At 55.6% G+C, this 14,425-nt stretch carries 14 protein-coding genes; 12 read left to right on the top strand and 2 right to left on the bottom strand.

From position 1 onward, the window contains the following. Positions 1-159: 159 nt before the first annotated feature. Positions 160-738: a rubrerythrin family protein gene (locus LBR61_07795; protein MDR1731982.1), complete on the bottom strand. Its 579-nt coding sequence runs from the start codon at positions 736-738 to the stop codon at positions 160-162. Between the two features lie 249 nt (positions 739-987). Here LBR61_07795 and LBR61_07790 point away from each other — a divergent pair, with 249 nt between their 5' ends. The 12 genes from LBR61_07790 (at position 988) to LBR61_07735 (ending at position 14,192) form a co-directional block, all read left to right on the top strand. Then, on the top strand, positions 988-3,054 hold the full coding sequence (locus tag LBR61_07790) for a sodium-translocating pyrophosphatase (protein MDR1731981.1): 2,067 nt from the start codon (positions 988-990) through the stop codon (positions 3,052-3,054). Between the two features lie 125 nt (positions 3,055-3,179). Then, positions 3,180-4,958: a DNA primase gene (gene dnaG, locus LBR61_07785; GenBank protein ID MDR1731980.1), complete on the top strand. Its 1,779-nt coding sequence runs from the start codon at positions 3,180-3,182 to the stop codon at positions 4,956-4,958. A gap of 68 nt (positions 4,959-5,026) precedes the next feature. Continuing rightward, the gene (locus LBR61_07780; protein ID MDR1731979.1) at positions 5,027-5,317 is read left to right on the top strand and encodes an RNA-binding S4 domain-containing protein; all 291 of its coding nucleotides are present in this window, start codon (positions 5,027-5,029) and stop codon (positions 5,315-5,317) included. Positions 5,318-5,402: 85 nt separating this feature from the next. Next, a complete protein-coding gene (gene eno, locus LBR61_07775) occupies positions 5,403-6,683 on the top strand; it encodes a phosphopyruvate hydratase (protein ID MDR1731978.1) in 1,281 nt (426 codons plus the stop codon). Between the two features lie 51 nt (positions 6,684-6,734). Beyond that, positions 6,735-7,115 carry a RidA family protein gene (locus tag LBR61_07770; GenBank protein MDR1731977.1) on the top strand — a complete coding sequence of 127 codons (381 nt, stop codon included), beginning with the start codon at positions 6,735-6,737 and terminating at the stop codon, positions 7,113-7,115. Between the two features lie 237 nt (positions 7,116-7,352). Beyond that, complete coding sequence (gene yajC / locus LBR61_07765; protein ID MDR1731976.1) at positions 7,353-7,646, top strand: preprotein translocase subunit YajC; 294 nt, start codon at positions 7,353-7,355, stop codon at positions 7,644-7,646. 253 nt (positions 7,647-7,899) lie between these two features. Then, positions 7,900-9,294 (top strand): protein translocase subunit SecD, encoded by a 1,395-nt coding sequence (secD, locus tag LBR61_07760; protein ID MDR1731975.1) that lies wholly within the window; start codon positions 7,900-7,902, stop codon positions 9,292-9,294. 13 nt (positions 9,295-9,307) lie between these two features. Beyond that, entirely contained in the window at positions 9,308-10,231 is a 924-nt protein-coding gene (gene secF / locus LBR61_07755) for a protein translocase subunit SecF (protein MDR1731974.1), read from the top strand. Between the two features lie 69 nt (positions 10,232-10,300). Further along, on the top strand, positions 10,301-10,870 hold the full coding sequence (locus LBR61_07750; protein MDR1731973.1) for a nitroreductase family protein: 570 nt from the start codon (positions 10,301-10,303) through the stop codon (positions 10,868-10,870). Positions 10,871-11,500: 630 nt separating this feature from the next. Beyond that, a complete protein-coding gene (locus tag LBR61_07745) occupies positions 11,501-12,769 on the top strand; it encodes a MotA/TolQ/ExbB proton channel family protein (protein MDR1731972.1) in 1,269 nt (422 codons plus the stop codon). A 2-nt stretch (positions 12,770-12,771) separates the two neighbouring features. Then, the gene (locus LBR61_07740) at positions 12,772-13,518 is read left to right on the top strand and encodes an OmpA family protein (GenBank protein ID MDR1731971.1); all 747 of its coding nucleotides are present in this window, start codon (positions 12,772-12,774) and stop codon (positions 13,516-13,518) included. Positions 13,519-13,571: 53 nt separating this feature from the next. Then, on the top strand, positions 13,572-14,192 hold the full coding sequence (locus LBR61_07735; protein ID MDR1731970.1) for a hypothetical protein: 621 nt from the start codon (positions 13,572-13,574) through the stop codon (positions 14,190-14,192). Here the strand turns inward: LBR61_07735 and LBR61_07730 are convergent. Next, positions 14,185-14,425: hypothetical protein (locus LBR61_07730; protein ID MDR1731969.1), on the bottom strand; the 241-nt coding region annotated here is incomplete at its 5' end. The genes LBR61_07735 and LBR61_07730 overlap by 8 nt on opposite strands.

Below are 14,425 nucleotides of genomic sequence, written 5' to 3'. Positions count from 1 at the left end.
CGGGTGACTTCCTCGCGGAGCTGGTCGATTTCAAGCTGGATGTACGCCCGATCCTGCTGGGTCAGCGTGTCGTTTGCGGCCTGAACGGAAGCCCCCCGCATCCGTTCAGGGAATGCAGGGGGCTTTTCTTTTTTTATATCCTGTTTTTATATCTGTCGGTTACCAGTTGATGCCCAGCATCTCGAAGTGGGCTTGGGGATGGTCGCAGGCGGGGCACTTTTTCGGAGCCTCGGCGGACTCAATGACGAATCCGCAGTTGCGGCAGCGCCACCTGATTTTGGTGTCCTTTTTGAACACCTTGCCCTCGGCGATGTTCTTCGCCAGTCCCAGATAACGCTCTTCGTGGAATTTTTCGGCCACGGCGATATTCCACATGATCGCCGCTATTTCGGGGAATCCCTCTTCGTCCGCGGTTTTCGCAAATTCCGGGTACATGCTGCTGTATTCGTGATGCTCTCCCGCCGCCGCGTCCTTCAGGTTCTCCAGCGTGGTACGCTCAGGTCCGGCGGGGAAGGACGCGGTGATCTCGATCTCCCCGGGGCCTTCCATCAACCGGAAGAGCCTCTTCGCGTGCTCTTTCTCCTGATCCGCCGTTTCCGTAAAGATGTACTCGATCTGCTTGTAGCCCTCCTTGTTGGCCACGGACGCGTAATACACGTAACGATTTCGGGCCTGGGACTCTCCGGCGAAGGCCTTCATCAGGTTGATCTGAGTCTTTGTCCCCTTGACACTTTTCACAACATATCCCCCCTGAATAAATAATTATGAATCACGTGAAAATACTATATCAAAAAAACATTTTAGTAACACCCAATTGCTTCGGACCGAAAATAATCAGCATTTTTACGGAACGGCTGCTCCGTTTTCCTGGAGATATTCGTTATCCGTTCGAATTTTCAGGAGACAGATATCTGGCGGCTGTCGCTAAGTTTGGGTTATAATCAGGCTCATACGTTCGAATTTTTAAATGGAGGAGGTTTGCCGGACGTGACTTTTATATTGGTGGTGCTGTTTGTGGCGCTGGGCGCGGTGGGCGTTGCTTACGCCTGGTTCGTCTGCCGGAAGATGATGGCTTTTGAGGTGGAGAATCCCGGAATTGTGGAACTGTCGGGGATCATTCACAGGGGCGCGCTGGCGTTTCTAAAGAAGGAATATATGTGGCTGGCCGCCTTTGTGGGGGCTTGTACACTGCTTCTTTGGATATTTTTGGGGTTTGGATCCGGATTTGCCTTCATCTTCGGGGCGGCCTGCAGCGCCGGAACCGGATGGCTGGGCATGTATGTGGCGACTCATGCCAACGGGCGCACGGTTTTCGCGGCTACCCGCAGCATGGGAGACGCCCTGGATATGGCTTTTTCCGGAGGAAGCATCGTGGGGATGCTCGTTGTCGGCATCGGACTGATCGGGGTTTCTGTCTCCTGGCTTTTCCTCAGCGTCAAATCACTGACGGCTTTCGGTATGGGAGCCAGCAGCATCGCTCTTTTCGCCCGGGTGGGCGGTGGCATTTACACCAAGGCGGCCGACGTGGGAGCGGATCTGGTGGGTAAGGTCGAGGCGGGCATTCCCGAGGACGACCCCCGCAATCCCGCGGTCATCGCGGACAACGTGGGGGATAACGTGGGCGACATCGCAGGAATGAGCGCGGACCTTTTCGAGTCCTACGTGAATTCCATCATCGCGGCTATGGCCATTGGCGTGGCCTTCACCGGGCTTTACGGCGACGGCCGCGGGGCGCTGGGCATGTGGGGGGCTTCGTTCCCCCTGTTTCTGGCGGGCTGGGGCATTGTGTCCTCGATTGTGGGCTGCATGGTGATCTCCTCCGCCAATCCCCTGTCTCAGTTCATGTTTAAGTATGCGCGCAAAATTCCTTACGCGGACAAAGTGCTGGATCGCATTCAGAGCGGCGACGCGGCCTATGCCCTGCGGGTGGGAACTTTTGTCGCGGGAGGCAAAATGCTGGGAGGATCCTTCATCCTGAGCATCCTCTTTTTCTGGTCCCGGGGACTCCACGTTTTCCTGTCGGTGGCCTCGGGCGTGCTGGCCGGCGTGCTGATCGGGTTCTTCACGGAATACTACACGTCCAGCGAGTACAGCCCCGTCCGGAAGGTGGGGCGCTCCTCAGAGACGGGAACGGCCACGGTCATTTTGTCCGGGCTTTCTCTGGGGATGAAATCCACGGTGATTCCCGTCATTCTGATCTGCCTTTCCACGCTGATCAGCGCCTGGCTGGCCGACGTGTTTGGCGTGGCCTGCGCGGCGGTGGGAATGCTTTCCATCACCGGCATCGCCCTTTCTGTGGACGCCTATGGGCCCATTTCAGACAACGCGGGCGGAATCGCTCAGATGGGAAACCTGCCTCCTGAGGTTCGTAAAATCACGGATAAACTGGACGCCGTCGGCAACACCACCGCCGCCATGGGCAAGGGACTGGCGATTGGCTCCGCGGCTCTGACGGCTCTCGCGCTTTTTGTCGCCTACGCCCACGCCGCCAAACTCGAAATGATCGACCTCATGAACCCCCGGGTCATTACGGGCCTTCTTCTGGGCGGAATGCTGCCCTTCCTGTTCTGCGCCCTGGCCATCGAAGCCGTGGGCCGGGCGGCCGAGTCCATGATCGAGGAGGTTCGCCGTCAGTTCCGGGAGATCACGGGGCTCATGGAGGGCAGCGCAAAGCCGGAATATGAGAAATGCATAGCCATTTCCACCACGGCCGCCCTTCGGGAAATGGTCCTTCCCGGCGTTCTGGCCATCGCCGCTCCCATTTTGGTGGGATTCCTGCTCGGAAAGGCCGCTTTGGGCGGTCTGCTTGGCGGGGCCATCGTGGTGGGCGTTATGCTGGCGCTCTTTATGGCAAACTCCGGCGGCGCCTGGGACAACGCCAAAAAGTTCATTGAAGAAGGAAACTACGGCGGCAAGGGGACGGACAACCACGCCTCGGCCGTGGTGGGCGACACGGTGGGCGACCCCTTCAAGGACACGGCGGGGCCCAGCCTCAACATCCTGATCAAGTTGATGACGGTGGTTGCGCTGGTCATCGCTCCGCTCTTCTCCTGATCTTCCGATTCTCACGGAGCCCAGAACGGACGTTATAATGACGGGGAAGGATCTTCACAGAGGTCCTTTCCCGTTTTTGTATAGTTTTTGTATAAATGAGCGTAGGTGACGGAGGCAAAAGAACCTTGCAGCAGAACGACGATGTGAAACGGATCAAGGACCGGCTGGACATTCTGGACGTGGTGGGGGACAAGGTGCGTCTGCATCGAGCCGGGCGCAGCTACTTGGGCCTGTGTCCCTTTCACGACGAAAAAACCCCGTCCTTTCACGTTTCACAGGAACGTCAGACCTATCATTGTTTCGGCTGCGGCAAGGGAGGAGACATCTTCAGTTTCGTCATGGAAACGGAGGGTCTCACATTTCCCCAGACCGTCGAACTTCTGGCCGAGCGGGCGGGAGTCGAGCTGACCCCTTTTGAGAGAAGGCGCAAACCTCTCTCCGGCGGACTGCATGAAATTATGGAAATCGCGGGAAAATCCTTTCGAGCCCAGCTTGCCGCCCCCGAAAGCGCCGTGGCCCGGGCATACCTTGAACGCCGGAATATTTCGCCGGAGGAGGCCGCCCGTTTCGAGCTGGGCTGGAGCGGCAACTCCTGGGATACTCTCTGCTGTGTTCTGAAAAGTGAAGGCGTGGGGCCTCAGGAGGCCATCGAGGCGGGGCTGGCCATTGAGGGGCGTAACGGGCTTTACGACCGTTTCCGCGGACGTCTGATGTTCCCGATACGGGATGTGACCGGCCGCCTGATCGCCTTCGGCGGTCGTATTGTGGACGGGGAGGGAGCGAAGTACATCAACAGCCCGGAAGGCGTCCTTTACAGCAAGCGGCGCAATCTTTACCTGCTCCACGCGGCGAAGGGCGCGATTCGGGAAAAAGGGCGGACGATTCTGGTGGAGGGCTACATGGACGCTCTGCGCCTTCATCTGTGCGGATATGCCGAGGCGGTGGCCTCGCTGGGGACGGCCCTGACCGAGGAACAGGCCAAACTGCTGAAACGCTTCAGCGACCGCTGTTATATCTGCTACGACAGCGACGCCGCCGGGCAGGAGGCGACCCTTCGGGGGATGTACACGCTTCAGAACTCCGGGCTCGACGTCTACGTGATCTCTCTGCCTCAGGGCAAGGACCCCGATGAGCTTTTGAACTCGGAGGGAGGGAAGGAACTCTTCGAAAAGGCCGTCGGAGAGGCGCGCCCCCTGATTTTACAGCACCTCCACGCGGTGAGGGCCCGGCTGGACGATCCCGCGACCCGTCGGTCCGCCGTGGAATCCCTGTGGAGCGGCCTGGCGCAGCTTCAGCCCACGATGATCGCCCCCTACGCGTCCGGCCTGGCGGGGGCTTTGGGGTTCTATCCCGATCAGTTCTGGCGGGAGCTGGAACAGTACCGCCGAACTCAAAAACCCGCCCGGAGCAATCCTAATCCTGACGAGGCAAAAAAAACGATTCCGAATAAAAAGCCAAATGGAGAAAAAGATAGAGAAAAAGATGGGAAAAAAGTCCGGTACGATCCCCTGGAAGCGGCCCTCTGCGCGCTGCTCTGGCGGGACGAAACCTGCCGTCACGACTGCCGTCCGGAGGAAATTCTGCCCCTGGTGACGGACACCCGGGTAAAGGAAATTCTCCTGGCGATTTTGACGGAATCTCCGGACTCCCTCGAGGCCCGCTGGCATTCTACGGGAGAAACCTTCCCCATGGCCTTCATCGCCCGTGGAGATGCCTTTTGCGAAGAGCTGGAATTTTCCCGGGATGCCGATCCCTGGGGGGCGGTTCGAGAGGCTCTGGAACGCAAGCGGGAGCGGGAACGGCTTGATTTTTTGAGCGACCGCATGAAACGCCACGAGGCCACTCTGGAGGAAATGGCGGAGTTTCAAAAAATGGCGGCCCGCATTAAAAGCGGAAAAAAATAAATATTGTTGTACACTATGGAGTGGTTTGTCTGTTCTCCGGCAAAAATGAATGAGGTGGACGTAAACGGATGCGAATCGACAAATTTTTGAAGATGGCCCGCCTGGTGAAGCGCAGAACCGCGGCCCAGGAGATGATCGAGGTCGGGGCCGTGCGTATCGACGGTCGGGTCTGCAGGTCCTCCGCCGAAGTGACGGAGGGCAAAACGCTGGAGATCGCCTATATGGCCCGGGTTTTGAAGGTAAAGGTCCTGTGCGCCGACGAGCAGCTGCTGAAACGTCCTCAGACCGTCCCCTGCGAGGTTCTTGAGGAACGTCGGGTCGATCCGGATGAAAAACCCTGGCAGGTGGCGGATGAGTAAAATTTATTTGTTCTGACTTCTGACTTCCGGCTTTTTGACTTCAGAGTGTGAAGTGAGATCAATTTTGGAAGGGAGCTGTATGTAAATGGGTACGATTATAGGAATTCACGGCAGAGAGATTATGGACTCGAGGGGCAACCCCACGGTGGAGGTGGATGTTTTTCTGGAGGATGGTTCGTTTGGTCGGGCCGCCGTCCCCTCCGGAGCTTCCACGGGGATACACGAGGCCCTGGAGCTTCGCGATAAGGGCGAAAAGCGCTACGGCGGCAAGGGTGTCCTGAAGGCCGTGGAAAACGTCAACGAAAAAATCTCACCGGAGCTGATCGGGATGGACTCCGACAACCAGGCGGAGATCGACAGAACGATGGTGGACCTGGATGGAACGCCGGGCAAGTCCACGCTGGGGGCGAACGCGATTCTGGGCGTTTCCATGGCGGTGGCCCGCGCCGCCGCGGACAGTCACGAGCTGCCGCTCTGGGCCTATCTGGGAGGACTGGGGTCCTTCGTTCTGCCCACTCCCATGATGAACGTCATCAATGGAGGAGCCCACGCCGACAACACGGTGGATATTCAGGAGTTCATGATCGTTCCCCACAACGCTCCCAGCTTTGCGGAGGCCCTGCGCATGGGGGCCGAGACCTATCACGCTCTGAAAAACTGCATCAAAGCCCGTAAATACTCCACCGGCGTCGGCGACGAAGGCGGGTTTGCCCCCGACCTGAAAACCAACCGGGAGGCGCTGGATCTTCTGATGGAAGCCGTAACGAAGGCGGGTTACAAGCCGGGCGCGGACATCAGCTTTGCCTTGGACGTGGCCTCGTCGGAGTTCTTCAGGGACGGAAAGTACGTATTCGAAGGGGAGGGGAAAACCTTCACCGCCGACGAACTGATCGCCTATTACGAAGGGCTTTGCAAGGATTACCCCATTCTCTCCATCGAGGACGGCATGGCCGAGGAGGACTGGAAGGGTTGGGCCGCTCTGACGAAAAAGCTGGGCGGAAAGGTACAGCTCGTGGGGGACGATCTTTTTGTCACGAACCCGGAAATTCTGGGCCGGGGCATCAAAGAGGGCGTGGGCAACGCCGTCCTGGTGAAGCTGAACCAGATCGGGACGGTCTCCGAAACGGTGGAGGTGGTTCAGATGGCGACTCTGGCCGGTTACGCCTCGATCATCTCCCATCGGTCCGGAGAGACGGACGACACCTTCATCAGCGATCTCTCCGTGGCGATGAAAACGGGGCAGATCAAGACCGGTTCCGTTGCCCGCACCGACCGCGTCGCCAAGTACAATCAGCTTCTCCGCATCGAGGAAGAACTGGGCGGAACCGCGCGTTATGCCGGATTGAAGCGTTTTTCGAGAGCTTAAATCCGGAAGCGCGGTTCCACTGAGGAAAAATTTAAACGGAGGTGTGAAACAGTGAAAAAGACAGTGAGCACAAAAAACGCGCCCGAGGCCATCGGACCTTACAGTCAGGCCATCCAGGCCGGGGATTTTCTTTTCGGTTCGGGACAGATTCCTCTGGATCCCAAAACGGGGCAGCTGCTGACGGGGCCTGTGGAGGAACAGGCGAAACAGGCTCTGGACAACGTCAAAAACATCGTCGAGGCTGCGGGTTTCACGATGCAGCAGATCGTCAAGACCACGGTTTTTGTAACGGATATGAACAATTTTGCGCCGATCAACGGCGTCTATGCGCAATATTTCGGAGAAAATCCTCCGGCGCGCTCCTTTGTGGCCGTCAAAGACCTTCCGAAGGGCGCGCAGGTCGAAATCGAAGTCGTGGCCTGGAAGGGATAACCCGACAGAGTCCGACTGTTTTTGCTTTTCGGGGTCCTCTGGTATAATATCGTTTTGTATCCTGAAATTACGGGGGCAATTCAAGAGTCGAGCAGCAGGGAGGAAGATTTTATGGCAGATCAGGCGGCAACCCCGGCGACAACCCAGGCAGTAACGTCCTGCGGCGGTTTTTCCGGCGGTGGCAGTGGCGGAGGAGAGAGCGGCGCGGCGCCGGGAGCAGCGCAGAGCGGGGGTTTAATGGGAATGCTTTTCCCGCTTGCGATATTTATTCTTATTTTCTACTTCTTTATCATTCGGCCTCAGCGAAAACGTCAGAAGCAGCATGATACGCTGATTGGCGGGATCAGCAGGGGCGACCAGGTGATTACGATAGGGGGCTTTTTCGGGACGGTGCGGGAAGTTCGAGACGACACCTTCCTTGTGGAAATTGCGGACGGGGTGAAGGTTCGCGTTCTGAAGTCCGCCGTGCAGACAAAACGCGTGGCTCAGGCGCCGGCGCCGGCTCCGGCTGTCGAAGAGAAAAAAGACTGACGAAAAACGCAGGGAGGGCGGAAGATTGCCCTTTTGTCGTGTAAATTCAATTTAGGATCGGGGCGTACTGAGGTTTACACATCGCATATTGCCTGCTTGAAGCTGCCCCTGATTTTGAGTTGGAACAGGGCGTTCCATCTCGGGATGAACTCCTCTTCCCTTGTCTGAGGTCCGGAGGGGTTCATCCTGATGTTGTGTTCAGGGAAAGAAATTGGGAAGCGTATAAAAATCAGGTGGAGCAGGAGGAGAGGGAATGCTTCGTAAAGACCGTATACGACTGTGGGGCGTTCTGGCAGTGATTGTCGTGGCGCTGGTATGGTCGTGGCCGATAGTGGGGAAGCTGAATTTGGGGCTCGATCTGAAGGGCGGCGCGCACATCGTCCTTCAGGCCAAAGATACGCCGGACAATCCGATCGGCAATGATGGAATCGACAGGCTGGTGGCGGTTTTGCGCAACCGTGTGGACCAGTTTGGCGTGGCGGAGCCGCTCATTCAGAAAAGCGGAGAGGATCGGGTCATTGTGGATCTGCCCGGGGTGCAGGACCCCGCCGCGGCTCTGGAGCTGATCGGGAAGACCGCGCTTCTGGAGTTCCGTGAGGTTCTGGACCAGAGCGAGTCCGCGCCGCCGGCTCCTCAGAGGGCAAATTACGACAGCGACGAACAGTTCACCCGGGCTCAGGAGCGCTGGAAAACCGCCGCGGAGTCCTCGGAGAACGCGCTGCCCCGCTTCGAAGAGCGGGCGAAAACAGTTGAAGGCGCCATCGTTTCCCGCGGAGAAGGCGACCGGCACGTGTACTATCTTTTGGGCAGGGCTCTGGTTACGGGGAAGGACCTTAAAAAGGCCGGCCTGAACCCGGACAGCCTTGGCCGAATGGGCGTTTCGATTTCCTTCAACGACGAGGGGGCGAAGGCCTTCGAGGAGGCCACGGGCCGCCTTGTGGGCAAACAGCTGGCGATCGTTCTGGACGGTGTGACGATATCGGCGCCGGTGGTGCAGGACAGAATAGCCGGGGGAAACGCGCAGATCACCGGGCGTTTTACCACCGACGAGGCGACGCGGCTGGCGATCATGCTGAACGCCGGCGCTCTGCCCGTAGAGGTTGATGTGGCCGAGAACCGTTCGGTGGGTCCCAGCCTTGGAGCGGACTCCGTGCGTCAGGGGCTCCATGCCGGTCTGATCGGAGGCGGGCTGGTGTTCGTCTTTATGCTGATTTACTACCGGTTCAAGGGACTGGCGGCGGACGTGGCTCTTGCCGTCACGCTCCTGCTGGTGTTCACGGGACTGATCGCCTTCCACTCGACGCTGACCCTGCCGGGTATTGCGGGCATCATTCTGACCATCGGCATGGCCGTTGACGGAAACGTTCTCATCTATGAGCGCATACAGGAAGAACTGCGGTCGGGAAAAACGCCTCTTGCGGCCCTGGATTCCGGATTCCGCAAGGCGCTTGTGACGATACTCGACTCCAACATTACGACGCTGATCGCCGCCCTCGTTCTCTTTTATTTTGGAACGGGCTCCGTGCGCGGATTTGGAGTGACTCTTTCCATCGGACTGGTGGCCAGCGTTTTTTCCAACGTTGTGGTGACTCGGGCGTTCCTGCAGCTCTTCGTCAGTACGAAGAAACATGCCCTGAAGCAGAATTAGGGGGACCGTTCAAATGAAATTCAAGGCTCAGTTCGATTTTATGAAAATGCGCAGGCCCGCTCTTTTCTTCAGCCTGGCGCTCGTTGTGTGCAGCCTCCTGCTGGTGACGTTTCGCGGGCTGAACCTCGGAATCGACTTCACGGGGGGCAACGTGGTGCAGGTGGAATTCTCCAGCCGTCCGGACGTGGGAGAGGTGCGGGAAGTGGTTTCCTCGGTGGTGGCCAGAGAGGCCATGATCCAGAATTTCGGGGACAGCGGCATCATCATTCGAACCAACGAAGACACGGAAAAGAGCCGGGAACAGGTGGTGGACGTTCTGAAGGGCCATTACCCGGACATGAAGGTGATCGGCTTCGAGAAGGTCGGACCCGTCGTGGGCAGGGAGCTGCGCAATCAGGCGCTTCTTGGAGTCACCGCGGCGCTTGTCGCCATCCTCATTTACATCACGGTGCGTTTCCAGTTCCGCTTTGCCGTGGTCAGCGTTCTTCCGCTGATGCATGACGTCATTGTGGCGTTGGGCTTTTTCAGCCTGACCCGCATGGAAATCGCCTCCTCTTTCATAGCGGCGCTCCTGACCATCGTGGGTTATTCTCTGAACAACACCATCATTATACTGGACCGTGTTCGTGAAAACTGGAAAGATTTGGGGAAGGCAGGCATTCTCGACCTGATGAACCTCTCGATCAATCAGACCCTTTCCCGTACGGTCAACACGACTCTGACGACTCTTTTCCCCGTCCTGACCCTGTGCATCTGGGGCGGGCCGGTTCTGGCGGCGTTCAGTTACGCCATGCTTGTGGGAATCATCGCCGGTACGTACAGCTCCATCTTTGTGGCCACGGGAATGCTGGCGGAGTGGTGGCTGTGGAAGCCGGACAGAACCATTCCACTGAGCTCCAGGGCAAAAGCGCAGGAAAAAAACGCGGCAAAAGCATAGATCCGGATCGCAGGGGTGAACAGGGAAAAGACGTTCACCCCTGCGCTGTCTGAAGAGGGGGTTTTGAGGATGAACGAGGTTCTCCGTACCATTCTGGAGCGGCGCAGCATTCGGAAGTACACCCCGGAGGAAGTTTCCCGGGCGGACATCGAAGCCATTCTTCAGGCGGGGCTTTACGCGCCCTCGGGGGCGGGCGCCGAGACCTGGCATTTCACCGTCATTACGGACAAAAAGGTCATTGAAGATTTCGACGCCCGAACGCGGGCCGCCATGGCGGAGTCGGGAATCGAACGGATCGAAACTATGGGAAAGGCCCCGCATTACCGCGTTTTTTTCGGCGCTCCGGTGGTCATTCTGATCTGCGGTGAAAAAATACCCCGCAAGCCGGGGCGGCATCTGACGTCTCTTGCGGACTGCAGCGCGGCCATTGAGAACATGCATCTCGCCGCCGTTTCTCTGGGGCTTGGGGCCTGTTGGATCGGACTGGTCCGCTACCTCTTCGAAAGGGAGCCCGCGTTTATGGCTCCGGAGGGCTACGAGCCGCTTTTCGCCCTCACGCTGGGGCATCCGGACGAAACGCCCGCCTCGCGCGCTCCACGGCGCGAAGGCACGGTGCGCTGGCTGGACGCCGGAATATAGAATATAAACAAACTTATCCTGCCCTTTCCCGCCGCTCGGACACCCCTGCCCGGACGGGATCAGGCGTGGCGTTCTTCTGTTGTTTTCTGTTTAGGGGTAAAGGCGATACATTCACTGCCGGTTGATTGAAATACGGTGACGGAGGGCATGTTCGCCGTTTTGAAGCCAAACGCTTTGCAGGCTTTGGGAAATTTCACATCCCAGGTAATCGCGAAATGTACACAGTTAAAGCAGTTGATTCTGTTGATGGTCCTTACACCCCCAGGGAGTTCTCGAAGCCTGTTTTTCTGTTTCCTGTTTTCTGTTTTTACCGAAGCAGGGACGACGCGCATAAAATACTAGCATATTTCACCTGTCGAATGAAGCCTTCTCTCTCAGGAATTTTTTTGGGAAATTTTCTTTTTTTTGGAAAATTTTATGGTCAACTACTGAGTTTGTTGTATTTTTTGTGACAAAAAGCTCCTGAAGAAGTGTATAATTTCATTGTATACTTACAAAAGTTATTCCAACAGGCCGTGAAAGGATTGATTTTTTGTGTATGCAATGACAATGAGCGGACTTTTTGGAACTTTTACGGCTGCAGTCTTTACATCACTGATGTTTATTATTTTCATATGGGCCATTGTCGTAATGACGGGTCATGCCGACCGCGCCTCCGACACCGCGGAAAACGTCTCCGGTTTGCTGACGACGCTGGGGCTTTTCGGTACTTTTTGGGGCATCGCTCAAAGTCTCGGTTCTTTCAACGTCAATGACATGGACGGCAGTGTTCCGCTGTTGCTGGAGGGGATGAAACTCGCCTTTTGGACGTCGATCCTGGGGATGTTCTCCGGGATGATTTTAAGGGCGCTGGACTATTTCGTTTTTGCTCCGCTCCGGAGTTCCGGCAAAGAGAGCGGGGTCACAGCGGACGATATTTATCGCGTCATGACTGAACAGAGAGACGCCATAAACTCGTTGAAAAATATCACCGCCTCCGGCGGAGACGCCCTGTCGAACGCGATAAGGCAGATCGATTGTTCTGTACTGGCTCAGATGAAACAGATGAGCGGGGATTCACAGGTTTTTCAGGAAACGATTGTCCGTGAATTTCGGGATTTTACGCAAACGATGGCGAAGAATAATTCCGATGCCCTGATTAACGCCCTTCAGGAGGTAATCAAAGACTTCAACGCCAAAATCAACGAACAGTTTGGAGAAAATTTCAAAGAACTCAATCGCGCCGTTGCGGCGCTTCTGCAGTGGCAGGAAAATTATCGGGTGCAGATGGAAGAAACGACCCGACGGTTTCAGTCGGCTCTGATCGGCATCGATGCCTCGCAAAAAGCCATCGAACGTATCAGGCGGGATACGGAGGCAATTCCCTGTACGATGGAACAATTACGCGGTATATTGCAAAAACTTGATTTTGAGATGGAAAAGGCCGGCGGGGTTTTGGAAGGTTTTGCGGCCCTGCGAACCAGGGCCGACGAAGTTTTCCCCGTGATCGAGAGTGCATTGAAAAATCTCACGGAGACAATGACGAAAAGCGTCGCCGCTTCCGCGGAACAGGTCGAAAGCATTGTCGCTCAGCAGGGAGAGAACGTCAAAGTCCTGAGGGCGCAGCTCTCTGCGCTGACGCTTCAGTCGTGCGACATGGTACAAAAAGGGATGGAGGATATTCAGGTTGTGTTTGAGAAAAACCTGCAGGAAACAATGAAACTCACAAAATCGAATTTTGAGGAATTTGACAGACAGATGGGCTCGGAACTCGAAAGAGCGATCCGCCTGCTTGGCAGTCAGCTCGCTTCGGTGGCAAAGAAACTGGTCGACGATTACACAGCTTTGGAACAAAAGATCGACAGCCTGGTCAGTCGTGCGCTCAGTGTCCCTGATGACCGGAAGGGCGGTCCCTCGTGAAAGTGACGGAGTTGTTTCCTGTCAGGCGGCGCAGGCAACAAAATTACTGGATGTCGATTTCCGATTTGATGTCCGGATTGATGATCATTTTTTTGTTTGTTGCCGTCATGTACATGAACAGCGTCTCAAAAAGTAAAGAGCGGCTGATGGAGTATGCAAAGGACCTGGAAGCCGGCAAGGCAAAAATTGAACAAATTGTGGTGATATGGAATAAAATGCAGGAAAATCTTTATAATGACCTGACGGAGGAATTTAAAGAGGATTTACCGAAGTGGAAAGCTTCGTTGAACAGAGACACTCTTTCCATTCGTTTTGAAGAGCCCTCCGTGTTTTTCGAAGCGGGCAGCGCAAGGCTGACGGAGGGTTTCAGGGCAATTCTGGATGATTTCTTCCCCAGATATTTGAATATACTGCAGAAATATCTTGACAGCATAGCGGAAGTGCGGATAGAGGGGCATACGTCCTCCGAGTGGATTGGCGCGGAAAACGCTCTTGACGCGTATTTTAAAAATATGGAGCTTTCACAGGACCGGACTCGTTCGGTGCTGCAGTACTGCCTGACGATTCCTCAGATAAAAACTCAGCGGAGTTGGGCAATAAAAAATATAACCGCCAACGGACTTTCCTCCAGCACGCCGATTCTCAATGCCGCCGGGCAGGAAGATCCTTTCTTATCCCGACGGGTGGAGTTTCGCGTTCGGACGGACGCGGAGAAACGCATCGTCACCATTCTTGAGGACGTCCAATGAAATTTGACTGGAATGAACCTCTTTTCCCGGAATTTTCGGTCCTTTTGCGCCGAATGGGCGCGAAAGAAATATACTGGATTCCCGCTCAGTTTCTGTTGCCGGATGGAACGTTTGAAATTGTAGTGGACTCTCGAATGTCCCTGGAGGAACGCAGGAAGATTGAAAAGGAGATTTTTGATTGTTCGGGCAAGCCGTTTCGTTTGAACGGTGAACCCTGCCTGCTGTATATTCCGGAGGTGTCGTCCGCGGAAGAGCCGTCGTCATGGCCAAAATTTCACTTTATGGAGTGTCAGACAATCAAATCCATGCGCGGGCAGGGCCGGTTCGATACCCGATATGTCGTTACAAACAGCGCAACGGGTCATTTCAGGGTAAAAATCAGGCGCGGTTCGGGCAAACTCGAAGGGTACGTTTTTATAAATCACACAACGGACAAATACAGGACGAGCGTCCGGTCGGATCAGTACGCCTCTTCAGGTGAGGTGCAAACGTTAAAACTTCATGTCTGCAAACATTGTTTAAGTGAATACAATTACCGGGGTTACCGACGCTTTTCTCCCCGTGAACAGGAATTTGCCGTTGAAAATTTCGACCTTAAGGGATTTTTTGCCGATGGCCGGGAACAAAACCTGATTGTCCGCAAACCTCCACGGAACGAGACGGACCTTAGCTGAAATTTTCGACGCTCTGTTTTAACGGCGTCAGGCTGCTCTGTGAGAAGTTTGTTTTCTGCCGCTTTTTTCGCTTTTTCGTCTTTTTAGTCGTCGCTGAAAAACGGAATAAAGTAAGTATATAACTGTATTTATTGGCAATAAAGCGGTATAATAATCGCAGGAAATCCCTAATAAAGAAAGGGGAAACCTTACAAAATGCTGCCTCAAAAAACAGAGGATAAACAAAATAGATT

The sequence above is a fragment of the Synergistaceae bacterium genome, assembly GCA_031272035.1.
Taxonomy (GTDB): Bacteria; Synergistota; Synergistia; order Synergistales; family Aminobacteriaceae; genus JAISSA01.
This window is presented reverse-complemented; position numbering and strand designations above follow the sequence as displayed.

Coding starts and splice junctions, on each gene's coding strand:
- yajC (MDR1731976.1), top strand. CDS start 7,353: ATGGGAATGCTTTTCCCGCTTGCGATATTTATTCTTATTTTCTACTTC.
- LBR61_07780 (MDR1731979.1), top strand. CDS start 5,027: ATGCGAATCGACAAATTTTTGAAGATGGCCCGCCTGGTGAAGCGCAGA.
- secD (MDR1731975.1), top strand. CDS start 7,900: ATGCTTCGTAAAGACCGTATACGACTGTGGGGCGTTCTGGCAGTGATT.
- LBR61_07745 (MDR1731972.1), top strand. CDS start 11,501: ATGACGGGTCATGCCGACCGCGCCTCCGACACCGCGGAAAACGTCTCC.
- secF (MDR1731974.1), top strand. CDS start 9,308: ATGAAATTCAAGGCTCAGTTCGATTTTATGAAAATGCGCAGGCCCGCT.
- eno (MDR1731978.1), top strand. CDS start 5,403: ATGGGTACGATTATAGGAATTCACGGCAGAGAGATTATGGACTCGAGG.
- LBR61_07750 (MDR1731973.1), top strand. CDS start 10,301: ATGAACGAGGTTCTCCGTACCATTCTGGAGCGGCGCAGCATTCGGAAG.
- LBR61_07735 (MDR1731970.1), top strand. CDS start 13,572: ATGGGCGCGAAAGAAATATACTGGATTCCCGCTCAGTTTCTGTTGCCG.